We start from the raw sequence: 23,803 nt of genomic DNA, 5'->3' as shown, positions 1-23,803 counted from the left end.
GTTGACGCTTATATCCGTACCAGCCGCAGGCCAATCTCGAGCGCGACGTCGCTGTTGAAAAACTCGAACTGGAGCAGCTGCTCCTGGCGCACCAGCATTGCCAGCAGCAGGCAAGGATCTTCCCGTCTCACGGCGCGGCGTCCCCCAGCACGTCGAGCGCCGCCGACACATACACCAGCGGTGCGTTCCAGTTGATTGCCACTTCGTTGCTGGCGTAGCTGCAATCGTCGTCGATATACGACAGCGCCGGCAGCGCCGACGGATAGGGCACCTTGCAGTCGCCCTTGTCCTGCTGGCCCGCGTGCGGCCCGCCAGCCAGAAAGCCCGGCACCGGCGCGGCCACCTGGTCGGCTACCGAGGGCCGGTGATGCGGATGCAGCACCTGGCGCGCACCGAAGCCGGTCACGAAGGAATACGCGGTGGCGTTACGCCCCAACACATAATCGAGGCCGGCCTGCGCCGCGTCGAGGTAATCGCGCTTGCCGTTCAGGCGGTACGCCTGCAGCAGCATCATCGACTGGTTCAGTGCCACCGCATTGCTGCCCCAGACGAAATCGCCGCCCTGCATCGGCACGCCGTAAGCCGAGGCGCGCCATTTGGCGGCCAGCGCCGCCGCCAGGCCATCGATGCGCGCGGCGATCAGGCGCTGGTCGGCGACAGCGCTCAAGCGCTTGCGATGGTGCGCGAGCGAGATCCAGGCCAGGCCGCGCACGTCGGCCCATTCGGGCACGCTGGCCGTCACGGCGGCCGGCTTCATCGCCGCGTAGTAGCTGTCCTTGCCGCTGCTGATATACAGTTCGGCCGCGGCCCACGCGAATTCATCGTCGAAGCTGGCGTCGCCGTATTCGCCGGTCACCACGCCGGGCGGATTGCGAAACGCCACGGCGGGGTTGGCGCGCGCCCATTCCCACGCCGCTTCGGCCGCGGCCAGCATGCGCGCCGACAGGCCGGGACGCTGCTGCTCGTACGGCTTCATGACGCGGCTGGCGGTGGCCATGGTGGCGGCGAAATCGAGCGTGGCGGCAGTCCCCTTTTGCACCACGTAGCGCGGCGCGCCGCTGGCCTTGTCCGGCATGACCATGCCGTCGAAGTTCTGGTTGGTCAGCTTGTTGTACACCCCGCCGTCATTCGGGTCCTGCATGGACAGCATCCATTCCAGGTTCCACAGCGCCTCGTCGAGGATGTCCGGCAACGTGTTCCCGCTTTCCGGAATGCCGGTGCGCTGGCGCGCGAAATAGCCGGGAAAATGCTCGAACGCGGCCAGCAAGGTGTAGGTGGAGATACCCGAATTGACGATGTACTTGTTATAGTCGCCGGCGTCGTACCAGCCCTTGGGACTGGCAATGACGGTGCCTTCGGGGCGCACCGATGATGCGGCCGAGGCGTGCACCAGCACGCGCGTGTCGGGATGCCCGGCCGCGCGCGCATGCACGCCGGCGTGGGCGGCGTCGAGCGCGATGCCGGAGCGGTTGAAGTAGAACGCCTTGAGCGCGGCGCGGTTCAGCTCCACGTACACGCCGGCACGCACCGAAAAACGTTCGGATGGCGCGGCGCCGGCGGCGCGGATGCGATACTCGCCGGTCCGCGTCAAGGCCGAGAAATCGGCCAGCATGACCGTTTCGCCCGATTCCTTCCACATGGCGGCGGGACCCGCGCGGCCACGCCAGGCGAGCGCGCCGCTGGCGGCGTCGATCACCTCGACATCGCCGCTGGCGCCGGCCGGCAGCACGGCCACCTTGTGCGCCTGCGGCAGGAAACCGAGCTGGTTGACGCGGATCTCGCCAAGCGCGGGAGCGGCAGCGGCGTGGGCACCGGCCGCCAGCAGCACCGTGAGCAGGCAGGCTGGCGCGCGCCTCATGCCGGTACCGCCTGCGTGGCTTTCGGATCGTCGCCGGCCGCATCAATGATGTGGAACGGTGCGAACCAGGTGGCGATGAACGAGGGGATGGTGGCGACCATCACGAAGACGAAGTAGGCGATGTAGCCCATCCACTCCTGCAAGTGGCCGCTGATGGCGCCCGTGACCATGCCGCACAAGCCCATGATGCCGGTGCCGAAGGCGTAGTGGGTGGTGGTGTACTTGCCCGGCGCGAGCTGCTGCATCAGGTAGATCATGAAGCCGACCGCGCCGAAGCCGAAGAAGAACTTCTCGATCATCACGCCGGCCGTGATCAGCGACAGGCTCGATGGCTGGTACACGGCCATGATCAGGAACGTCACATTCGGAATATTCACCGCGCAGCACAGCACGAACAGGGTTTCCTTGAGGCCGCGCTTGGCCACGTACAGGCCACCGAGCAGGGACCCGAGCAGCACCGCCGCCAGGCCGTAGGTGCCGTAGATAAGGCCCAGCATTTCGTTGTTCAGCCCCAGGCCACCCTTGGCGACCGGATCGACCATGAAGAACGGGCCGATCTTTTCCAGGAAGCCGATACTGAGGCGGAACAGGAAGGCAAAGGCGATCATGCGCCAGATGCCGCGCTTCTGGAACAGGGTGACGAAGGCATCCATCAGGATATGCCCGGCCGCCTTGACGCTCGCTGGCGTGTTTTCGGCGCGCGCGCCGTCCGGCATGAAGCGCGCGTGCCAGATGGCCAGCAGCAGCGTCAGTCCGGCCACCAGGAAGAAGATAATGCGCCAGGCGTCGATCCAGTCCGGCCCGAACACGGTGGCGTCGTGGTGGAACACGTTCACGTGCAGCCAGCCGCTCAGGAACACCATGCCGCCGGAAGCGACGATCGGGCCGATATTCCAGCTCAGGCTCTGGATGCCGCAGTACAGCGACTGCGCGCGCGAATCGAGCGAGGTGACATAGACCCCGTCGCTGGCGATGTCGAGGGTCGCGCCGACGAACGACAAGCCCCAGAACAGCGCCATCAGGATCGCCATGTAGTTCGGCAGGGCCATGACCAGCGCGATGCCGACGAAGCCCAGGCCAATGAGCACTTGCGCGCACAGCACGAAGAACTTCTTGGTGCGGTACATTTCAACGAAGGGAGCGAACAGCGGCTTGACCGTGTAGGCCAGGATCAGGAGGCTCGAATACTGGGCCGCCTTGCCGTTGTCCATGCCGAGATTCTTGAACATGATGGCGGTGACGGAGGTCAGCATGACGTAGCCGAGCGCCATCATGAAGTAACCGGTCGGCACCCACAGCAGGGGCGAGACGGACGGTTTAGAAGCGTGCATGGTCGTTTTCCATTTCAAGAGGAGGCAGCGGCAAAGGCGCCGGCGCCATGGCGCGCGGCCCGGCGCCGCTTGGCGCCAGGTCGGCCAGGTACGCCGACAGGATCGCCGCCGCGCCCAGCATGGCCGGATAGGGGGCGCTGATCACCAGGGTCGGAATCTGCGCGGTGAAGGCGGAAAAACGTCCCTTGTTCTCGAAGCGCGCCCGGAACGGCGACTGGGCAAAATACGCGCCCAGGCGCGGCACCACGCCGCCACCGATATACAGGCCGCCGCGCGCGCACAACGTGACCGCCAGGTTGGCCGCGACGGTGCCCAGCATACCCGAAAAGCAGTCCAGCGTTTCACGGCACAGCGGGTCGCTGCCGGCCAAACCGCGTTCCACGATATCCGCCGTGGACAGGCTGGCGTCGACCTGCAGGCCGCGCCTGTCGGCCAGCGCTTCGCGAATGAGCACGATGCCGGGTCCGGAGACGATGCGCTCGGCCGAGACGTGCTCGTAACGCTGCCAGCAATGCTGCAGGACTGCCACTTCGCGTTCGTCGAACGGCGAAAAGGCGACGTGGCCACCTTCGCTCTGCACCGCCACCCAGCGTCCGTCGACCGGCACCAGGCCGGCCACGCCCAGGCCGGTGCCGGCGCCCACCAGGCCGATCACGCCGGTGGCCACGGCCTTGCCGCCGCCGATCTGGTCCAGGTCCGCCGGCCGCAGGGCCGGCAACGCCATGGCCAGCGCGGCGAAGTCGTTCACCACCAGCAGGGTATCGAGACCGAGCGTCTTGCGCGAGGCGTCGATCGAAAACGCCCAGTGGTGATTGGTCATCTTGACGGCGTCGCCGTCGACCGGATTGGCGATCGCGATGACCGCGTGGCGCACGCGCCGCGCCGGCAGCCTGTTTAGATAGGCGCGCACCGCGTCGTCGAAGTGCGCGTAGTCGGCGCAGGCCAGGGTGTGCACGTCGCCCACCCGCCCGGCGCCGTATTCGAGCGCGAAGCGCGCGTTGGTGCCGCCGATGTCGGCCAGCAGGCGCGCACCATCGGCATAGGAATCATGAACCATGTTGCCTCCAGTGGAAGAACAGTCGATCAGCGCTGGCGCTGGGCGGACAGGAAATCGCGGTACCAGATGGCACTGTCCTTGAGCGTACGCTCCTGCGTCTCGTAGTCGACGTGGACGATGCCGAAGCGCTTGGCGTAGCCGGAGTTCCATTCGAAGTTGTCGAGCAAACTCCAGAGGAAGTAGCCGCGCACGTCGACGCCCTGCTCCATGGCCGCCTTGAGCGCGTCCAGGTGCATCTGCACGTAGGCGATGCGCTCGGGATCGGCCACCTTGCCGCCGCTGACCGCGTCCGGATTGGCCATGCCGTTTTCGGTGATGTAAATCGGCGGCAGCATGTATTCGGCATTCAGTTTGACCAGCAGTTCGGTCAGCCCCTGCGGATAGATCTCCCAGCCCATGTCGGTGAAACCGAGCTTGCCGGGCGGCGTGCGCGGCGGCGTTTCGGCGCTGCAGAAGGAACGGAAATAGTAGTTCACGCCGAGGAAGTCGATCGGCTGGGCGATGGCGGCGAAGTCGCCGTCGTGCACCACGGGCGCGTTCTGGCCGTGCGCGCGCAGCGCCAGCTCCGGATAGCGGCCCTTGAAGATCGGGTCCATGAACCACTGCACCGAACGCGCGTACTCCAGTTCCGCCATGGCGCGGTCAGCCTCGGAATCGGTAGCCGGGTCGGCCGTCCACTGGTTCAGCACAATGCCCAGCTGGGCCGAGCTGGCGGTGGCGCGCATCGACGTCATCGCCAGGCCGTGCGAGAGCAGCAGGTGGTGCGAGACCTGGATCGCCTGTTTGGCGTCCGCCACGCCGGGCGCGAACTGCGCATTGCCGTAACCGAGGTTGGCGCTGCACCATGGCTCGTTGTGGGTGGCGATGGCCGCGACGCGGTTGCCGAAACGGCGCGCCACTTCGTGCGCGTAGTCGGCGAAGCGGTGCGCGCTGTCGCGATTGAGCCAGCCGCCGTCGTCCTGCAAGCCTTGCGGCAGGTCCCAGTGGTACAGGGTCAGGTGCGCCTTGATATCTTTCGCCGCCAGTTGGTCCAGCAGGCGGTCGTAGAAGCCGAAGCCGGCCTCGTTCCAGGCGCCCTTGCCGCTCGGCTGGACGCGCGCCCATGCCATCGAAAAGCGGTAGGCGTCCACGTTCAGCGACGAAATCAGGCTGACGTCTTCGCGATAGCGGTTGTAATGGTCGCAGGCGACCGTGCCGTCGCTCTTGTCCTTGATGTTGTTCGGGTTCAGGCAGAAGGTGTCCCAGATCGATGGCCCCTTGCCGTCAGCGCTGGCGCCGCCCTCGATCTGGAAAGCGCTGGTCGCGACTCCCCACGTAAAGTCGGCAGGGTAGTGATTGGATTGGTTCATTCTAGAGCTCGATATCGGTGGGGCAATGACGGGACACGCGGCGCCCTTGCAGGCACGCCGCGCCGTGGTCCGCTCCCCCGGGGGAAGCGGACGGGTTGGCGCTACTTAGAAGTCGACGCCGGTGTTAAAGCCGATGGTACGCGGCGGCAGGTACTGCGCCATGTACGGGCCGAAGGAATTGGCGGCGCTGGTCTTGATGTTTTTGTCGGCCACGTTACGCACGAAGGCGTCGACCCACCATTTGCTGGCCGTGTAGCGCAGGCCAAGGTCGGTGCGCACGTAGGCTTTCTGGCGGTCGCCCTCGCCCAGGTTGAACACGCTCAGCCAGGACGCGGTTTCGTAGTGGGTCGAGATACGCGGCACCAGGGTGGCGCCGCCGGCCAGCTCGAAGTTGTGCTGGTATTGCAGCTGCATCGAGAACTTCGGCGCGTGCGGCATGGTGTTGCCGCTTACGTCCAGGCAGGTGCTGATGCCCGGAATGGCGCACTTCGGCAGCGTGTAGTCATTGGTGCCGCCGACCAGTTTGCCCAGCTTGGCGCGGGTGTAGGCCAAGGTCAGTTGCAGCTTGTCGTCGCGCGTGATCTTGGCCGCGATTTCCGACTCCAGGCCCGACACCGTGGCGCCTTCGGCGTTGTTGGTGGCCAGGCCACGGGTGCCGTCCGGATTGGTGATCGGGGCGCTGAACTGGAAGTCCTTGAAGTCCGAGTAGTACAGCGCGTTGTTCATCTTGACCATGCCGCCGAAGAAGGTGCTCTTGGTGCCGATTTCGTAGTTGGTCAGGGTTTCGGCGCCGTACGGACGGCCGCCATCCTGCAGGCCGCCCGACTTGTAGCCGGTGGCGACGCTGGCGTAGACCATGTTGCTGCGGTCCAGGTCATAGTTCACGCGCACCAGGCCCGTGACCTTGCTGCCGTGGTAGACGCCATCGTTCGATGGCACGCCCGGGCTGTAACCCTGGCCAGGAATGCGCGGATCGATCGATGGGGACAGCGGCACCTGGGCCACGTCCTTGTCGTAGTTCCAGGTGTAGCCGTTGCCGCCGACGTTGGTGCGCTTGTCCTTGGTGTAGCGCAGGCCACCGGTCAGGTGCAGGCTCTCGGTGGCGTTCCAGGTGGCCTGGCCGAAGGCGGCGCTCGATGCCACGGTTTCCTTCGGCTGGATGAAGGAACCCTGCCAACTGACGGTGCCTTCCTGGGTGCCGTTGAAGATCGGGATGTCGAAGCGGATGTCGTTCTTTTCAGCCGCGTAGTACAGGCCGAGCTGCCAGTCGATATCGTGCTTGCCGAGCGACTGCAGTTCCAGTTCGTGGCTGTGGTTCTTGTAGTTCGACGAGACCGTGTTGTTGGCCTGGTAGGTCGCGCCCGTGGCAAAGCTGGTCGGCACGGCGACGCCGCCATCCTGGTCGAAGGTGGACGAGCCGGAGAAGCGCGACACGCCGGCGATGTAGTGCAGCGCCATCGAATCGTTGATCGTGTATTCCAGGCGCGAGCGGATCGCATCGGTATCGCGCTTGAGGGTCGGGGCCACGTCGGCCAGGGTCGACCACAGGTCGGTGCCGGCGCGCGGGTTTTGCAGCAAGTTCATGCTCGGGGTGCCGCGGTCGGCGAATTTTTCGTACGAGACGTTCCACTTGAGCGAAGGCGCGATGTTCCACAACAGCGCCAGGCGCACCGCGGTCTGGTCCTGGGAGCCGTATTTCGGGCCGCCGGCGACGAACAGGTTCGGATTGATCGGACGGAAATCGGCATCCTTGCCGCCGCCAGCCTTGAAGGCGGCGCGCTGGTCGGCCAGCGGAATGGCCGGCAGCTTCTGGTAATCGATGTAGCCGTCGTGCTGTTCGTGCACGGCGGAGATGCGCAGGGCCGCGCTATCGCTCAGCGGGATGTTGACCGCGCCACGCGTGCCGAGGCGCTTGTAGTCGCCCATGCCGGCTTCGAAACTGCCCGAGCGTTCACCGATGACCGGTTTGGTGGTCTGCATGTTGACCGCGCCGACGGTGGAGTTGCGGCCCCACAGCGTGCCTTGCGGGCCGCGCAGCACTTCGATCGCTTCCAGGTCGAACAGCAGCGAGGTGGCGCCTTCCGGACGCGGCGAGTAGATGCCGTCGACGAAGCTGGCCACTTCCGGATCGGCGTATTCGGTCTTGGCGCTGTCGTTGCCGATGCCGCGCAAGGTCATGGTGATCACGCCATGGTCGCCCTGGCCGGTGGCCTGGAAGCCCGGCACCAGGTTGACGACGTCCTGGATGGTCTGGACATGGTTGTCCTGGAGCGCGGCGGCGTTGATGGCGGTGATCGCGATCGGGGTTTTTTGCAGCGGGGTCGAACGCTTGGTCGCGGTGACGACGACTTCGGGAATCAGGTTCGAGTCGCCGCTGGCGACACTCTTGCTGACCGCAGGCGCTGCCGGGGCTTGCGCCGCATCCTGGGCGTGCGCCGCGCTGATACCCGCGAGCAAGGTCAGGATGGCAAGTTGAATTGGGGCGCGAGCGCGGCGAAACGCCTGGGTGGCGGTAGATTTCATGCAGTCTCCATTCGGAATTGACCGATTTTTGTTGTTCATGACGTGGCTGGGCGAGAAAACGTTTTCAGATTGCGTGAAAACGATTTCATGGTACATTTCGGTGCATTCCAAAGTCAAACTAAATATTCCGGTGCGACCGCATTTGTCATATTCGCCACACAGGGCCACAAAAAGGGGCAATTCATGAAAGCGTTTCATAATGTGTTGATCGTCGGCGGCGGCACCGCCGGCTGGCTTACCGCCTGCTACCTGGCGCGTACCCTGGGGGGCGGCGCAGGCGCGGCCGGCGTCAGCATCACCCTGGTCGAGTCGCCCGAGATCGGCATCATCGGCGTCGGCGAGGGGACCTTTCCCTCGATCCGCTCGACCCTGGCGGCGATCGGCATCGACGAAGCGCGCTTCGTGCGCGAATGCCAGGCCACCTTCAAGCAGGGCGTACGCTTCAACAATTGGGTGCGTCCGGCCGGCGCGCCCGGCGCCGACCACTACTTCCATCCGTTCAGCCAGCCGAGCCAGCGCCAGGGCGGACCGGAACTGCTGCCGCACTGGCTGCAAGGCACCGCCGGCGCCGGCATCCCCTTTGCCCAAGCGGCGACCATGCAAAAACGCGTGGCCGATGCGGCGCACGGCCCCAAGCGCCTGGGCGATGCCGACTACGCCGGGCCGATGAACTACGCCTACCACTTCGACGCCGGGCGCTTCGCCGCCCTGCTGGCCGAGCATGGGCGCTCGCTCGGCGTGCGCCGCGTGCAGGCCACCGTGGAACGGATCGAACTCGATGCCGGCGGCGCGATCGCCTGCGTGCACACGCGCGAACACGGCGCGCTGGGCGCGGACCTGTACGTGGACTGCACGGGCTTCCGGGCCGCGCTGATCGGCGAAGCGCTCGGCTCACCGTTTCGCAAGATGGACGACGTGCTGTTCGTCGACCGCGCGCTGGCGATGCAGGTGCCCTACCCCGCGCCTGATACGCCGATCCCCTCGTACACCATCTCCACCGCGCACGAAGCCGGATGGACCTGGGATATCGGCCTGCAGCAGCGGCGCGGGATCGGTTATGTGTATTCGAGCCGCCACACCACCATTGAGCGCGCCGAGCAGGTGCTGCGCCAGTACATCGGCGCGGCTGCCGACGGACTCACGCCGCGCCAGCTGAAACTGAACATCGGCTACCGCGATGTGCAGTGGGTGAAAAACTGCGTGGCGGTCGGGCTGTCGGGCGGTTTCCTGGAGCCGCTCGAATCGTCCGGCATCGGCCTGATCGAAACGGCGGCTTACCTGATCGGCCACCTGTTCCCGTTCAACGGCGACAGCGCGCCGGTGGCGGCCCAGTTCAACCGCCTGATGCGCGAGCGCTACGAGCGCGTGGTCGACTTCATCAAGCTGCACTACTGCCTCTCCCAGCGCACCGATTCGGCCTTCTGGACCGACAATACCGATCCGCGTTCGATTCCCGCGTCGCTGCGCGACAAGCTGGCCATGTGGCGCTGCCGGCCCCCGCACCGGCTCGACTTCGTGGCCGACGTCGAGATGTATCCGACGTCGAGCTGGCAGTACGTGCTGTACGGGATGGAGTTCGCCACCGGCCTGCATCCGAGCGCCTGCCATCCGGCGCGGCGCGACGAGGCGGCCGCCGAATTTGCGATGATCGCCAAGCTGGCCGGGCATGCGCTGGCCGACCTGCCGCCGCACCGCGCGCTGGTCGAGCACTTGTGCCAACGACGATGAGGACCAACCGATGAAGAACAACGACATCGGCCCCGTCACCCTGCACCAGGTCGCGCATGCCGCCGGCGTCTCGCCGGCCACCGCATCGCGCTTCATGAACGGCACCGCCAGGGTGTCGGACGCCAAGCGGCGCAGCATCGAAGACGCCATCGAACGCCTGAACTACAAGCCTAACCTGGTGGCGCAAGGCCTGAAAATGGGCAGCACGCGCACCATCGGCGTGCTGACCCAGTCGCTGGTGAGCGGCTACTTCAACGACGCCATGGTCGGCATCGAGGATGCGGTCAAGGCGGCCGGCTATGCGCTTTTGATCATGAGCGGGCACTGGCACGCGCTTGAAGAAGCCGAGCGGGTCGAACTGCTGATCGGGCGGCGCGTGGATGGCGTGGTGATCCTGACCGGGAACATGAGCGACACCCAGATCCTCGATTTTTCACAGCGCGTGCCGATCGTGGCGTTCGGGCGCAAGCTGGAAGGCGAGCGCGTCTTCGGTTTTGTCCTCGACAATTACGGCGCCGCCTGCGAGGCCATGGAACTGCTGATCGAACAGGGGCACCGGCGCATCGCGTTCATTCGCGGCTCCGACGACCAGGAAGATGCGCACGCGCGCCTGGCCGGCTATCGCGACACCTTGGCAAAGCATCGCATCGAGCCCGATCCGGGGCTGATCGTGGCGGGCGACTTCCAGGAGTCCGGCGGCTTGCAGGCGGTCAACCAGCTGCTCACCTCGGGAGCGCGCTTTTCCGCCATTTTCGCGGCCAACGATTTGAGTGCCTACGGCGCACGCCTGGCGCTGTACCGGCGCAGCATCCGGGTGCCGGAAGACGTGTCGATCATCGGTTTCGACGACCTGCATAGTTCGATGTACACCACCCCGCCCCTGACCACGGTGCGCCAGCCGCTGTACGACGTCGGTTCGTGCATCGGGACCATGATGCTGGGGATGATCGGACATCACGAGGTGAAGGTGCCGTTGCCGGCACTGAGCCTGGTGGTGCGCGAATCGGTGCGGCGGCTGACTTAGGCGATGCTGCGCCGCAGGCGCGCGCTGGCGCCGGCGGCGATATCCTCGAACGCCGAATCGAGCGTCGTAAACACGTCCCAGCGCGCCACGCCGCGCTGTGCGGCAATCATGTCGATCACGCGCAACTCCAGCTCTTCCTCGCGCTTGCCTTTCCAGAGTTTGTCCGCCAGGGCCACCGACAGCTCCTCGAACGAATTATCGGCATGCTGCCATGCTGCGTGCGATACGCAGCAGCGCGCTACGGCCGGCTGTACGCCATTGGCCAGCATCATGGCCTGGCCTTCCGGTTCGTGGCGTGAACCCGGACCGTCGAGTTCCTCGGGATAGGTGATTTTACCGGCGTCGTGCACGGCCACCCCCAGCTCGATCAGGCGGGCATCGAAGCGGACCTGCAAGCCGGTGTAGGCGTTCATGAGCTCATCGGCGGCTTCGCCGACCAGCTGCACGTGCCGCAGCAGCCGCTCGTTGGCGCCTAGCGCGCGAAGCAAGGCATAGGCATCGGAACGATCAATCAACATGGGCTAATTATTCAATGCGACGAACCGTACTGCAAGCTTGCAGCGTTGGACGACAAGCGGTCGGCGGATTAGCGCCACGTTTGCCGGAAGGCGTGGACGTGCGCGGTGATATCTTCCGGCGCGAGCGTCAGCACCCACTGCTCGAACGACAGCGCCGGGTCGTGCAGTGCATTCATGAAGCTGGCGCGGCACGCGGCCATGAATTCGCCGAGCTCCCTGCCCTGATAGCCGGTGTGCGCGGCGACCAGCGTGCCGTTCCAGACCAGTTTGGCGCGCTTGTGCGTTTCGTGTTCGTCGATCGCCTTGAGGTATTGCGGACGCGCTTCGGTGAACATGTCGGTGAAGATGCGCTGTTCCCAGTCGGCCCGTTCGGCATCGCGCTCGGGCGAGCTGCGCCCGCCATCCCAGGCTGACCAGGTATAGCGGTCCAGTTCCGGCTTGTCTGCTATCCACGCAAGGAACGCGGTGTACGAGGGCCGCTTGGCATCGCGCACGCGGCTGGCGGCGTTGCGGTTGTCGAGCAGGTAGATCTGGCGATGGAAATACGGGGTCGAGGCGGCGAATTCGAACACGTCGTCGAGCGTCTCGAAGCCTTGCAGGTAGCGCGCGTGGTCGTAGCCGAGCAGGGCGAAGGTTTTGGCGACATCGCGCGTGATGAGGATCTCGGCGAACACCTGGTCGTTGTCGCGCAGGAGTTTCCACAGGCCGTCATGGCCGTACTTGAGGCCCATCTTGTGGGCGATGCGGCCCATCAGGTTGCCCAGGTCGTTGAAGGCGTAGTACGACGCGGCGAATGCCATTTCTTCCGCCGGGGTGGTAATCAGGTCGATCTGCATGGACCGGAAATCGAAGGACACCACGTCGCCGTTGACGATCAGGTCTTGCGGCGCGAAGGCGGCCTTGACCTGGTCGATCCAGTCGGGCGGCAGGTGGGACGATTCGATCAGGATGTCGCTGTCGCCGAAGGTGTCCTTTTGGCCGTACGCGAGAATCGGCATGCTGGCAATTGCGGGGAACAGCGCGCGCAGCATGTCGATCACGGCGGCAGTGATGGCGGCGTGATCGACAGCCGACTGGCGGGTGACGCCGACGTGTTTCATGGCGTTTCCACCCATGGGGGTACTCCTTTTATGTGCGGATTTTCGACAGCAGCTTGGTGGTCGAACGGTCGTGTTCGAAGTCGATGGCGATGGCCTGGCCGCCGTAGGCCAGCACGGCCTGGCCTTCGGGGATGGCCTGCATGTCATAGTCGCCGCCTTTCGCGTAAATGTCGGGACGCGCTTCGAGGACCACTTCGAGCGCGGTGTCTTCGTCGAAGTCGACCACCAGGCTCACCGATTCGAGCGCGGCCAGCACGGCCATGCGGTCCTGCGCGGTGTTGAGCGGACGGTCGTCGCCCTTGCCGAGGCGTTTGACCGAGGCGTCGGTGTTGGCCGCGACCACCAGCGAGGCGCCCAGGGCGCGCGCTTGCGCGAGGTAGGTCACGTGGCCACGGTGCAGGATGTCGAACACGCCGTTGGTCAGGACCACTGGTTTGGGGAGGGCGGCGATGCGGGCGGCGAGGTCGAGGCGGGTGCAGATTTTGTTTTCGAAGTCGGGCATGTGGGCTTACGGTGTAATTCAATTAGATGCCCCCGTCGTCTCTGGCATTGCCAGAACCGACTTCCCGCGCCAAGGCGGCACTCGGCGGGAACGACGGTGGTGGCGGGGACGGTGGGGGGTTACTCTTCCTCTTCCTCGTCCACCGCCATCGACAAATCGTTCGAGCGCGATGCGGCGGCGCCGCCGGGTTCCTTGCGGTCGCCGCGCAGCTTGATCTGCAGGCGCAGGCCGTTGGCCGAGTCGGCGTTGCGGATCGCTTCGTCGTAGCCGATCTGCCCGCGGTTGTACAACTCGTACAGCGCCTGGTCGAAGGTGCACATGCCCAGCTCGCGCGACTTGTGCATGATCTCCTTGATCGACTGAAAATTCCCCTTCAGGATCATCTCGCTGATCGTCGCCGTATTGAGCAAAATCTCGATGGCCGCCTTGCGCCCCTTGCCGTCTTCCGTGCGCACCAGCCGCTGCGAAACGATCGCGCGCAGGTTCGACGACAGGTCCATCAGCAGCTGGTTGCGCCGCTCTTCCGGGAAGAAGTTGATGATCCGGTCCATGGTCTGGTTCGAGTTGTTCGCGTGCAGGGTGCCCAGGCACAGGTGGCCCGTTTCGGCGAAGGCGATGGCGTGCTCCATCGTCTCGGTATCGCGGATTTCGCCGATCAGGATCACGTCCGGCGCCTGGCGCAGGGTGTTTTTCAGCGCCGCGTGCCACGAATGCGTGTCCACCCCGACTTCGCGGTGGGTGATCAGGCAGCTCTTGTTCCTGTGGACATACTCGACCGGGTCTTCCACCGTGATGATGTGCCCCGCCGAATTGGCATTGCGGTAATCGATCATCGCCGCCAGGGTGGTCGACTTGCCCGAGCCCGTGCCGCCTACCACCAGCACCAGGCCGCGCTTGGTCATCACGACCTCTTTCAGCACTTCCGGCAGGTCGAGTTTCTCGAAATTCGGGATTTCGGACGCGATCGTGCGCACCACCATCGCCACGCACTGCTGCTGCACGTAGACATTGACGCGGAAACGGCACACATTCGGCAAGGAAATTGCAAAATTACATTCCATTTCCTTCTCGAACTCATTGCGTTGCTTGTCGTTCATTAACGACAGGGCCAGCGCGCGCGTGACTTCGCCGGTCAGCTTTTGCTGACTCATCGGTTTCATGGAACCCTGAAACTTCATGCTCGGAGGAAAATCAGCCGAGATGAACAGGTCGGAACCGCCCTGATGGTGCATCACGGTCAGTAATTTATGGATGTAGGCCTGCGCTTCCAGAGGGCCAAAAGTGGTGGACATGCTCGCCTTTCAAGTAGTCGGCAGGTCGAAAATCCGCCTGCGGCCCAATTATATCGACTGCATTCCGGTAGAATATAATTTCTTTGCTGACTCATAAGCAACATCGTGTCACGACGGTCGCGCCGCGCCTGTCCTCTTCCTGCCCTCACCTTTATGACCCTGACCGAACTGAAATATATCGTTGCCGTCGCGCGTGCGAGACATTTCGGACATGCCGCCGAGGCCTGTTACGTCGCCCAACCCACCTTGTCGGTCGCCATCAAGAAGCTCGAAGACGAGCTGGGCGTGGTGCTGTTCGAGCGTGGCGGCGCGGAAATTTCCGTCACCCCGCTCGGGGCGCAGATCATCGCGCAGGCCGAACGCGTGCTGGAGCAGACCGCCGCCATCAAGGAACTCGCCAAGCAGAACAAGGACCCGCTGGCCGGGCCGCTGCGCCTGGGCGTGATCTATACCATCGGCCCCTACCTGCTGCCGCCGCTGGTGAAGAACATCATCGAGCGGGTGCCGCAAATGCCGCTGATCTTGCAGGAAAACTTCACAGTGCGCCTGCTCGAACTGCTGCGCCAGGGCGAACTGGACGCGGCCATCATGGCGCTGCCGCTGCCGGAACACGGCATGTCGATGCAAACCCTGTACGACGAACCGTTTGTCGTGGCCGTGCCGCAAAACCATCCCTGGGCCAAGCGCAGCGCCGTCTCGGCCCAGGATTTGAAATCCGAAACGATGTTGTTATTAGGCAACGGTCACTGCTTCCGCGACCAGGTGCTGGAAGTGTGCCCGGAAATGGCGCGCTTTTCGTCGCCCGGCAATGGCATGCAGCGTACCTTCGAGGGTTCGTCGCTGGAAACGATCCGCCACATGGTTGCCAGCGGCATCGGCCTGACCGTGCTGCCGCGCGCCTCGGTCCCGGACATGCAATCGCGCAGCAATATGCTGGCCTTCGTGCCGTTCGAGGCGCCGGTGCCGGAGCGCCGCGTGGTCATCGTGTGGCGCAAGAGCTTTACCCGGCGCGCCGCGATCGACGCGGTGTGCGAGGCAGTCGCCGCCTGCGAGCTGCCGGGCGTCGACATGTTCATGCCCGATGGGGTCGTGCCCGATGCGGGATAAGCAAGCCGAGGCACGATGAGCGGCACGCCCGGGTCGGGGAGCGCCTTGCTTGGCGCGCTCCTGGCCATCGCGCCCCGCGCGGGAACGCCAGCCCTGAGCAATTCGCCCGGCACCGCCCCCACCCTATTCGTTGCTCTCCCGCGCTAAGGAGGGCGCCAGCATGCCTGCGGCGGGCTTGGCAAGGTCGCGCGCCCGCCCCACCAGGCCGAAAAAACGAGGCCTGTTCCGGACCGGTTCGATTGCGTCCATGGGAAATATGGTGCGATAGCAAAAACGCTACAATTGTATTTACCTAAGCGACCCATCGCGTCTGGCGCCACCGCGCCGGATCTGCCGCCGAACTCGCCCTTTTCGACAGGAGTGGATGCTCAACATGTTTGCGACCAAACTACTCAGCCTGAAAGATACAGCGGCCACTGTCGCCAGCGAGATCGCGCCTTTCGCTTCCGCGGTCGACAGCGAGGCCGCCTGGCCTGCCCGTTCGATGGCCGCGCTGTCGAAGGCCGGGCTGATGGGGCTGCAAGTGCCCGAACAACTCGGCGGCCATGGCCAGGGCCTGCTCGCGCTGGCGGTGCTGACCGAAACGCTGGGCAAGGCCTGCCCGTCGTCCGCGCTGTGCTTCGGCATGCATTGCGTGGGGACGGCGGTGATCGCCGCCAAGGCGACATCCTACCAATCCGAACATTATCTGAGCAAGATTGCGCGCGGCGAGCATATCACCACCCTGGCCCTGTCCGAAAGCGGGACCGGCGCCAATTTCTATCTGTCCGAAACGCTGATTACCCTCGCCGGCGGCCAGTTCCTGGTCAATGGCACCAAGCAGTTCGTCACCAACGGCGGGCGCGCCGACTCGTACGTGATCTCGGCACTGAGCCCGGATTCCGGCGAAATTGGCGACGTGAGCTGCCTGATCGTCGACAGCGACGCCGCCGGGGTCGAATGGCTTGAACCCTGGCACGGCTTCGGCATGCGCGGAAACTCGTCGCGCGGCATGCGCCTGACGGATGCGCAGGTGCCGCTCACCAATCTGTTGGGCGATACCGGCGACCAGATCTGGTACGTGTTCGAAGTCATCGCGCCCTACTTTCTCATGGCAATGGCGGGCAGTTACCTCGGCATCGCGCAATCCGCACTCGAGGCCGTTGGCGAGCATATGCGCACGCGGCGCTACAACCATACCGGCGACTCGTTGCGCCACATCGAGCCGTTGCAGATGAAGTACGCCGACATGTGGAGGTCCATCGAAAAGACACGGCAACTGCTGTACGCGGCCGGAGAACGCGGCGACCGCGGCGACCCGGACGCGCTCCCGTTCATTTTGTCCTGCAAGGCCGATGCCGCCGAGACCGCCGTGGCGGTCACCAATGAAGCGATGACGATTTGCGGCGGGATCGCCTACCGCGAGAACAGCCGGGTGAGCCAGATGCTGCGCGATGCACGCGCCGGGCATGTGATGTCCCCGACCACCGACATGCTGAAAATCTGGACCGGGCGCTCATTGCTGGGCTTGCCGTTACTGTGACAGCGCCGTGAACTATAAACTCCTCCTTCTCATCGTCCCGGACCCGCACGCGGACATCGATGGCGCGCTCGCGCAGGCGCTCAAGGAGCAGCAGCTCGACGCCGTCCTGGCTGCGCCGGCACGCGCCGTCGAGTGCATCCAGGAACTGATCGGCCAGGACCGCGAACCGTCGGTCGTTCTGGTCGGGCCGGGCATCGGCAATGCTGCCTCGATTGCCCGTCGGATTCGCACTGTCTGGCCGGTCGGACAGATTCTCTTCATACCATCCAGGGAACAGGTCGAGGCGGTACAAACCGACTTGCGGTTTGTGCCCATGCTTGGCCCGAACTGGTCCCTGGTGCCGCTGGGCGATCCGCGCCTGGGCGAGAAGTTGATGCGCGCAGTGCAGGCAAGCCGCCAGCGCTCGCGCCTGCGGACCACCCTGGACCGCGCCAACCTCCGGCTGGCGGAACCCAAAGCGGTCGATAGCGTCGCCTATCGCCAATCGGTGATTTCGGAGCATTACCTGGCCAGTTTGCTGCAGCACTCGTCGGATGCGATTTTCTCGCTCGGTCCGCACGATAACGTCCTGTACTGGAGCACGGGGGCGGAGCGGCTGTTCCAGTGTCGCCCGCGCCACAACCAGCCGGCTGCCGAGCTGCCGTTCTGGTCACCCATGCTCGACGCGCTACTGACGCGACTCCATGCCGGCGCACCGCCATTGACAGCGAAAATGAGCACCGTCATCGATGCCCAAACGCTGCACCTGGAAGTGTCGCTGGCACGGGTGCAGGATGAAAGCCACACGTTTATCGGTACCTCAATCTCGGCGCGCGATGTCTCCGACGTCGTGCATGCCATCGAAACGGAACGTGCGGGGCGCCAGAATGCCGAGCGCCTGGGGCGCCTCAAGGACGAGTTCCTTGCCCTGCTCTCGCATGAACTGCGCACGCCGCTTACTGCCGTCATCGGTCGCACTCAACTTCTGCGCATTCAACACCCCGACGCGCCCGACCTGCAGCACTCGCTCAATATTATCGAACGCAACGCCAAACTGCAGGCCAAGCTGATCGAGGATCTGCTGGATGTGTCCTCGATCGTCACCGGCAAGCTCACCCTGGAGCTGCACGACATCGCGCTGGTCGACCTGCTGCGCGCGGCCACCGATTCGGTGCAGGCAATGAGCGACGCCAAGCAACTCAAGCTGGTCACGCACTATGCCGTCGGCGCGGTGACGATAGCGGGCGACGTGCACCGGCTCCAGCAGGTGCTCTACAATATCCTGAGTAATGCAATCAAGTTCACGCCGGAAGGCGGCACGATTCAGGTGCGCGCTTCCCTCGTCCCGGACAGCCTGGTGCAGATCGTCATCGAAGACAGCGGGTGCGGTATCGCTGCCGAATTCCTGCCGTATGTGTTCGACAAATTCGGCCAGGAAGACGCCTCGAGCACGCGCCGCCATGGCGGCCTGGGAATCGGCCTGTCGATTGCGAAACAGCTCACCGAAATGCATTCAGGGACCATTGCGGTGACAAGTCCGGGGCGCGCGCTGGGCACCAGCTTTACGCTACGCTTTCCCCTTGCTTCCGTGGGAGACGGCACAGGGGCTGCCCGCCAGCAGCCGGCGATGCCAGCGGCGCAGTCGCGCATGCTTGCACAGCGCCGCATTCTCCTCGTGGAAGACATCGCCGATACGCGCGAGTTGGTGAAAGACGTACTGAGCGCACATGGCGCGCACGTGCTCACGGCACCATCTGCACTCCTCGCGCTTGATTTGCTCGGTAGCGAAGCGCTCGACATGGTCGTGAGCGATATCGGCATGCCGCAGATGGATGGCTACCAGCTGATCGGCGAGATACGGCGGCGTGGCTTTGCCGGCGACACCTTGCCGGCGGTCGCATTGACCGCATACGCCAGCCCGCTGGATCGCCAGAGGGCGTTCGATGCCGGTTTTCAGGCCCATGTGGCAAAGCCGTATATCGTGACGCAACTGGTGGACACGCTGACCGCGCTTCTGGCGCGGCAGGACCAGCCGGTTCGCTGAGCGAGGCCGCGCGCGGCTTGCCAGAGCAACGCGGCGTTCACGTTTCCCTGCAAACACAGTAAAATCCAAGCCTCGTCCACGACAGTCGCGCCAGCGATCCGACCATGAACAAGTTGTCGCTGTACTTCCGCCTGATCCGGCTGGACAAGCCGATCGGCATCCTGCTGCTGCTCTGGCCCACCTTGATCGCCCTGTGGCTCGCCGCGCGCGGCACGCCCGACCCCGTCATCGTCGTCATCTTCACCTTAGGCACCATCCTGATGCGCTCGGCCGGCTGCGCCATCAACGATTACGCCGACCGCGACTTCGACAAGCACGTCAAGCGCACCGCCGAACGCCCCCTCACCAGCGGGCGCATCAAGAGCTGGGAAGCGCTGGCCGTCGCCGCCACCCTGTCCATCATGTCCTTCCTGCTGATCCTGCCGCTCAACGCCCTGACCAAGCAGCTCTCGGTGGCGGCCGTCATCATCGCCGGCAGCTATCCCTACTTCAAGCGCTTTTTCGCCATTCCCCAGGCCTACCTGGGCATCGCCTTCGGCTTCGGCATCCCGATGGGCTTTGCCGCCGTGCAGGACCAGGTGCCGGCCGTGGCCTGGTGGCTGCTGCTGGCTAATGTGTTCTGGGCTGTGGCCTACGACACCGAATACGCCATGGTCGACCGCGACGACGACATCCGGATCGGTATCCGCACCTCGGCCATCACCTTCGGACGCTTCGACGTGGCCGCCGTCATGCTGTGCTATGGGGCCGCGCTGGCCATCATCCTGGTGTGCGGCTGGCTCGAAGGCTTGCGCGCCTGGTTCGTCGGCGGTGTCGCCGTGGCCGCCGCAGTGGCGCTTTATCACTACACTTTGATCCGTGGGCGCGAGCGCATGGCTTGTTTTGCAGCTTTTCGCCACAACAATTGGTTGGGTGCGGCCCTTTTTGCCGGGGTGGCGTTAGACTACGCTTTCAGCTGATGTTGTTCCGATAACACGGAAAGTCAATATTGCTAGCGCGCAAGTTCGACATCGACGCGCTCGGACCGCTGGGCTTTCCTATCAATTCACTTACGAGGTAACAAAACATGATCGAATCCATCCCAACCAAACCAGGCGCGCGCGACCAGTTGGTGAACGACCTGAAATCCGTGATCCAGGATGCCGAACAGTGGCTGCGCCACGGCAGCCAGCTGACCGGCGAAGAACTGCAAGCGGCCAAGGCCAAGTTCGAGCGCACCCTGACGAGCGCCAAGGCGGACCTGATTCGCCTGGAAGAAGCGGTGGTTCAAAAAACCAAGGTCGCGGCCAAGGCGACTGACGAGTACGTGCAGGAAAACCCGTGGAAAGCGGTCGGGATCGGCGCTGCCGCCGGCTGCATCATCGGCATGCTGATTTCGCGCAGGTAAGGCGCATGGCGATCGCCGAATCGGTGGGGCGGATCGGGGCGACCCTGGTCGCCATGGTGCAAACGCGGCTGGAACTGGCCGCGGTCGAGGTGCAGGAGGAGCTGCAACGCTTTCTTGGGTATGTCGTGCTTGCGCTGGCGTCGCTGATCCTGTTCGGCATCGCCGCGTTATTGCTGGTGCTGCTGGTGGTGGTGATTTTCTGGGATAGCTACCGGCTCGAAGCCATTGGCGGCATGGCGGCGCTGTTTGGCGTCGCCGGCGGCGTGATTGCGATGCGGGTCAAGCGCAGTTTCGACGCGCGTCCGCGTCTGCTGGGAGCGACCGTGGCTGAACTGAACAAGGACGTCAATTTCATCAGGAATGCGGGGCACGCCGATGAGTAACGACAAACTGTCGCTGGCCGAACGGCGCGAGGCGCTGATTGTGCAGTGTTCGATGCAGCGGCGCGATGCGGCGCGCGAAATTGGCGCGCTGATGACGCCCTTGCGTCATCCGGCGGGCGGGATCGGCAAACTGTTTGGCGGCGGCGCGATGAAGCTGCCGCTGGGGATTGCCAGTACCGTGATCGGACTGGTGGTGGCCAAATCGGGCAAGGTGTTGCCGATGCTGACCATTGGCCTGTCGCTGATCAAGGCGGCGCGCAGTGTGATGGGGATAGTGCGTAAAAAACACAGCTAGCGTCCGTCGTTCCTCGCTAACCCGTCGTTCCCGCTACCCCGTCGTTCCCGCCGAGTGCCGCCTTGGCGCGGGAACGACGATGGGGGAACGACGATGGAAGTGTCGCGAACGACGGGCAGTCAGCCCGCCCCCAACTCATCCCCCAACTCCCTGCCCCGCGCCGCAGCCGCCTTGATCGCGGCAACCACCTTCTCCTTCACGCCACTGTCCTCCATGCTGCACAAGGCCGCATAGGTCGTGCCGCCCTTCGACGTCACACGCTCCCTGAGCACCGACACCGCGTCATCCGACTGCGCCGCCAGTTGCGCCGCGCCGGTGAATGTGGCCAGCGCCAGTTGCTTGCCCTGCTGCGCCGACAAGCCCATCTCCTCGGCCGCCTGCTGCATCGCCTCGATAAAATAAAACACATACGCCGGCCCGCTGCCCGACACCGCCGTCACCGGATCGATCATGTCCTCGCCATCGAGCCACACGGTCTGGCCGACGGCCTTCATGATGCCGTCCGCCGCCGCCTTCTGCGCCGCGCTCACGCCCGCCGTGGCCACCATGCCGGTGATGCCAAGCCCGATCAGTGCCGGCGTATTCGGCATGGTCCGCACAATCGCGCCGTAGCCACCGAGCCAGCGCGACAAATCCGCCGCCCGGATACCCGCCGCAATCGACAGGATCAGCGGCGCGCCGGTCAACTGCGGCAGCAGCGCCGCCGCCACGTCACGCATCTGCTGCGGTTTAACCGCCAGCACGATCGCATCGCACGCGGCCAGCGCGCCATCGATCGCGCCGCTGGTGCTCACGCCATGCTGCGCCTTGAGCCGCGCCAGCGCATCGGCATTCGGATCGACCACGTGAATATCCGCCCCCGCGGCCAGCTTGCCCGCCAGGCCGGCGATCAGCGCCGACGCCATGTTCCCACCACCGATAAACGCAATTTTCATAGCCACCCTTATTAGTATTGTCTTTATTCGTAGTGCCGCGATCCGAAGATCGCACTGCCGACCCGCACGATGGTCGCACCTTCCGCGATCGCCGCGCCCAGGTCGGCCGACATGCCCATCGACAGCGTATCGAGCGCCAACCCGCCCGCGCGCAGCCGCTCGTACAGCACCCGCAACTGGCGAAACGCGACGCGCTGCCGGTCAACCTGGGCCTGCGCTTCCGGGATCGCCATCAGCCCGCGCAGGCGCAAGTGTGGCAGTTGCGCCACTGCGCGGGCCAATTCGGGTAATGCTTCCGGAGTGACACCACTCTTGCTAGCTTCACCACTGATGTTAACTTGTAGACAGACATTCAAGGGCCCCAGTTGCGGCGGGCGTTGTTCCGATAAACGCTGCGCTATCTTGAGCCGTTCGACGGTATGCACCCACGCGAAGCCGGCCGCGATGGGGCGCGTCTTGTTGCTCTGTATGGGGCCGATGAAGTGCCATTCCATTGGCGCGGCCGGCAGCGCGTGCGAAACCGCGGCAATTTTATCCAATGCTTCTTGCAAGTAATTCTCTCCGAACGCATACTGCCCGGCGGCAGCGGCTTCCAGTACGGCCTCGGCAGGAAAAGTCTTGGAAACGGCGAGCAATTGCACGTCGTTCCGGGAGCGGCCTGCGGCGTCGGCCGCAGCAACAATACTCGCATCGACAGCTTGCAAGTTCTGGACGATTGTGGACATAATCATTTTCGGCGGGCAATTCAATGCAGGTCGGTCGTTGCGAAATGCGCATACCATCGGCACGCGCCCAATCACGGCACAGGGATTATAAATGGACATCTCCGAATTACTCGCATTCTCCGTCAAGAACAAGGCATCCGATTTGCACCTCTCATCCGGCTTGCCGCCGATGATACGCGTGCACGGCGACGTTCGCCGCATCAATCTGCCGCCGCTGGAGCACAAGGATGTGCACGGCATGATCTATGACATCATGAATGACGGCCAGCGCAAGCAGTACGAAGAAATGCTCGAATGCGATTTCTCGTTTGCGATTCCGGGCCTGGCGCGCTTCCGCGTCAACGCCTTCAATCAGGAGCGCGGCGCGTCGGCAGTACTGCGGACCATTCCTTCAAAAATCCTGAGCCTGGAAGACCTCAACGCCCCGCGCATTTTCGCCGAACTGGCGATGCGCCCGCGCGGCCTGGTGCTGGTCACCGGCCCGACCGGTTCGGGCAAGTCGACCACCCTGGCGGCGATGGTCAACCACCTCAATGAAAACGAGTATGGCCACATCCTGACCATCGAAGACCCGATCGAATTCGTGCACGACTCGAAGAAGTGCCTGATCAACCAGCGCGAAGTCGGCCCGCACACGCTGTCGTTCAACAACGCGCTGCGCTCGGCGCTGCGCGAAGATCCGGACTGTATTCTGGTGGGCGAGCTGCGCGACCTGGAAACCATCCGCCTGGCCCTGTCGGCCGCGGAAACGGGCCACCTTGTGTTCGGCACGCTGCACACCTCCTCGGCCGCAAAAACCATCGACCGTATCGTCGACGTGTTCCCGTCCGAAGAAAAAGAAATGGTCCGCGCGATGTTGTCCGAATCGCTGCAGGCCGTCATTTCGCAGACCCTGCTCAAGACGAAAGATGGTTCCGGCCGTATCGCCGCGCACGAAATCATGATCGGCACGCCGGCGATCCGCAACCTGATTCGCGAAGCGAAGATCGCGCAGATGTACTCCGCGATCCAGACCGGCAGCTCGGTCGGCATGCAAACGCTGGACCAGAACCTGACCGACCTGGTTCGCCGCAACGTCATCTCCGGCGCTGCTGCGCGTTCGGCCGCCAAAACGCCGGAAAACTTCCCCGGCTAATTTTTAGGA

General features: G+C 64.4%; 22 protein-coding genes. 10 read left to right on the top strand and 12 right to left on the bottom strand.

The genetic code is table 11. The features are described 5' to 3' along the window. Positions 1-8 precede the first annotated feature (8 nt). The 6 genes from PO883_RS04235 to PO883_RS04210 form a co-directional block, all read right to left on the bottom strand. A complete protein-coding gene (locus PO883_RS04235) occupies positions 9-131 on the bottom strand; it encodes a hypothetical protein (RefSeq protein WP_289308618.1) in 123 nt (40 codons plus the stop codon). Beyond that, a complete protein-coding gene (locus PO883_RS04230; RefSeq protein ID WP_289308617.1) occupies positions 128-1,858 on the bottom strand; it encodes a glycoside hydrolase family 9 protein in 1,731 nt (576 codons plus the stop codon). Before PO883_RS04230 ends, PO883_RS04235 begins: the two co-directional genes overlap by 4 nt. Further along, positions 1,855-3,189, bottom strand: a complete 1,335-nt coding sequence (locus PO883_RS04225; RefSeq protein ID WP_289308616.1) for an MFS transporter — start codon at positions 3,187-3,189, stop codon at positions 1,855-1,857. The genes PO883_RS04230 and PO883_RS04225 overlap by 4 nt, the downstream gene beginning before the upstream one ends. After that, on the bottom strand, positions 3,176-4,246 hold the full coding sequence (locus PO883_RS04220) for a glucokinase (RefSeq protein ID WP_289308615.1): 1,071 nt from the start codon (positions 4,244-4,246) through the stop codon (positions 3,176-3,178). The genes PO883_RS04225 and PO883_RS04220 overlap by 14 nt, the downstream gene beginning before the upstream one ends. Positions 4,247-4,272: 26 nt before the next feature. Next, a complete protein-coding gene (locus tag PO883_RS04215; RefSeq protein WP_289308614.1) occupies positions 4,273-5,595 on the bottom strand; it encodes a GH1 family beta-glucosidase in 1,323 nt (440 codons plus the stop codon). A 105-nt stretch (positions 5,596-5,700) separates the two neighbouring features. Further along, on the bottom strand, positions 5,701-8,118 hold the full coding sequence (locus PO883_RS04210; RefSeq protein ID WP_289308613.1) for a TonB-dependent receptor: 2,418 nt from the start codon (positions 8,116-8,118) through the stop codon (positions 5,701-5,703). 183 nt (positions 8,119-8,301) lie between these two features. Here PO883_RS04210 and PO883_RS04205 point away from each other — a divergent pair, with 183 nt between their 5' ends. Continuing rightward, positions 8,302-9,846 (top strand): tryptophan halogenase family protein, encoded by a 1,545-nt coding sequence (locus PO883_RS04205; RefSeq protein WP_289308612.1) that lies wholly within the window; start codon positions 8,302-8,304, stop codon positions 9,844-9,846. Positions 9,847-9,856: 10 nt separating this feature from the next. Next, the gene (locus PO883_RS04200; RefSeq protein WP_289308611.1) at positions 9,857-10,870 is read left to right on the top strand and encodes a LacI family DNA-binding transcriptional regulator; all 1,014 of its coding nucleotides are present in this window, start codon (positions 9,857-9,859) and stop codon (positions 10,868-10,870) included. Here the strand turns inward: PO883_RS04200 and PO883_RS04195 are convergent. From PO883_RS04195 to PO883_RS04180, 4 genes are all read right to left on the bottom strand, one after another. Then, positions 10,867-11,388, bottom strand: coding sequence for a hypothetical protein (locus tag PO883_RS04195; RefSeq protein WP_289308610.1), 522 nt, complete (start codon positions 11,386-11,388; stop codon positions 10,867-10,869). The two genes, PO883_RS04200 and PO883_RS04195, sit on opposite strands and share 4 nt — an antisense overlap. Positions 11,389-11,456: 68 nt before the next feature. Next, positions 11,457-12,488: a hypothetical protein gene (locus tag PO883_RS04190; RefSeq protein WP_289308609.1), complete on the bottom strand. Its 1,032-nt coding sequence runs from the start codon at positions 12,486-12,488 to the stop codon at positions 11,457-11,459. Positions 12,489-12,516: 28 nt separating this feature from the next. Then, positions 12,517-12,990 (bottom strand): D-glycero-beta-D-manno-heptose 1-phosphate adenylyltransferase, encoded by a 474-nt coding sequence (gene rfaE2, locus PO883_RS04185; protein ID WP_289308608.1) that lies wholly within the window; start codon positions 12,988-12,990, stop codon positions 12,517-12,519. Positions 12,991-13,109: 119 nt separating this feature from the next. Beyond that, positions 13,110-14,282 (bottom strand): PilT/PilU family type 4a pilus ATPase, encoded by a 1,173-nt coding sequence (locus tag PO883_RS04180; protein ID WP_167088393.1) that lies wholly within the window; start codon positions 14,280-14,282, stop codon positions 13,110-13,112. A 153-nt stretch (positions 14,283-14,435) separates the two neighbouring features. Between PO883_RS04180 and PO883_RS04175 the strand changes: the two genes are divergently transcribed. The 7 genes from PO883_RS04175 to PO883_RS04145 all read left to right on the top strand — a co-directional run bounded on the left by PO883_RS04175 (position 14,436) and on the right by PO883_RS04145 (position 20,999). Beyond that, the gene (locus PO883_RS04175) at positions 14,436-15,389 is read left to right on the top strand and encodes a hydrogen peroxide-inducible genes activator (protein WP_167088405.1); all 954 of its coding nucleotides are present in this window, start codon (positions 14,436-14,438) and stop codon (positions 15,387-15,389) included. A gap of 364 nt (positions 15,390-15,753) precedes the next feature. Next, positions 15,754-16,911 carry an acyl-CoA dehydrogenase family protein gene (locus PO883_RS04170; RefSeq protein ID WP_289308607.1) on the top strand — a complete coding sequence of 386 codons (1,158 nt, stop codon included), beginning with the start codon at positions 15,754-15,756 and terminating at the stop codon, positions 16,909-16,911. A 7-nt stretch (positions 16,912-16,918) separates the two neighbouring features. Further along, positions 16,919-18,934, top strand: coding sequence for an ATP-binding protein (locus PO883_RS04165; protein WP_289308606.1), 2,016 nt, complete (start codon positions 16,919-16,921; stop codon positions 18,932-18,934). 104 nt (positions 18,935-19,038) lie between these two features. Then, complete coding sequence (gene ubiA / locus PO883_RS04160; RefSeq protein ID WP_289308605.1) at positions 19,039-19,893, top strand: 4-hydroxybenzoate octaprenyltransferase; 855 nt, start codon at positions 19,039-19,041, stop codon at positions 19,891-19,893. A gap of 107 nt (positions 19,894-20,000) precedes the next feature. Then, positions 20,001-20,321, top strand: coding sequence for a YqjD family protein (locus PO883_RS04155; protein WP_167088397.1), 321 nt, complete (start codon positions 20,001-20,003; stop codon positions 20,319-20,321). 5 nt (positions 20,322-20,326) lie between these two features. Further along, on the top strand, positions 20,327-20,704 hold the full coding sequence (locus tag PO883_RS04150) for a phage holin family protein (protein ID WP_289308604.1): 378 nt from the start codon (positions 20,327-20,329) through the stop codon (positions 20,702-20,704). Next, complete coding sequence (locus tag PO883_RS04145) at positions 20,697-20,999, top strand: hypothetical protein (RefSeq protein ID WP_289308603.1); 303 nt, start codon at positions 20,697-20,699, stop codon at positions 20,997-20,999. The genes PO883_RS04150 and PO883_RS04145 overlap by 8 nt, the downstream gene beginning before the upstream one ends. A 119-nt stretch (positions 21,000-21,118) precedes the next feature. On the opposite strand, the gene proC is transcribed toward PO883_RS04145, so the two are convergent. Continuing rightward, positions 21,119-21,934, bottom strand: a complete 816-nt coding sequence (gene proC / locus PO883_RS04140) for a pyrroline-5-carboxylate reductase (RefSeq protein WP_289308602.1) — start codon at positions 21,932-21,934, stop codon at positions 21,119-21,121. A 23-nt stretch (positions 21,935-21,957) separates the two neighbouring features. Then, positions 21,958-22,659, bottom strand: a complete 702-nt coding sequence (locus PO883_RS04135) for a YggS family pyridoxal phosphate-dependent enzyme (RefSeq protein ID WP_289308601.1) — start codon at positions 22,657-22,659, stop codon at positions 21,958-21,960. Positions 22,660-22,750: 91 nt separating this feature from the next. On the opposite strand from PO883_RS04135, the gene PO883_RS04130 reads away from it, so the two are divergent. Beyond that, on the top strand, positions 22,751-23,794 hold the full coding sequence (locus tag PO883_RS04130; RefSeq protein ID WP_054266383.1) for a type IV pilus twitching motility protein PilT: 1,044 nt from the start codon (positions 22,751-22,753) through the stop codon (positions 23,792-23,794). Positions 23,795-23,803: the final 9 nt, after the last annotated feature.

This window comes from Massilia sp. DJPM01 (genome assembly GCF_030348125.1).
GTDB lineage: Bacteria > Pseudomonadota > Gammaproteobacteria > Burkholderiales > Burkholderiaceae_D > Telluria_A > Telluria_A frigida.
The sequence above is the reverse complement of the archived record's forward strand: the minus strand, read 5'-3'. Positions and strand labels throughout refer to the sequence as shown.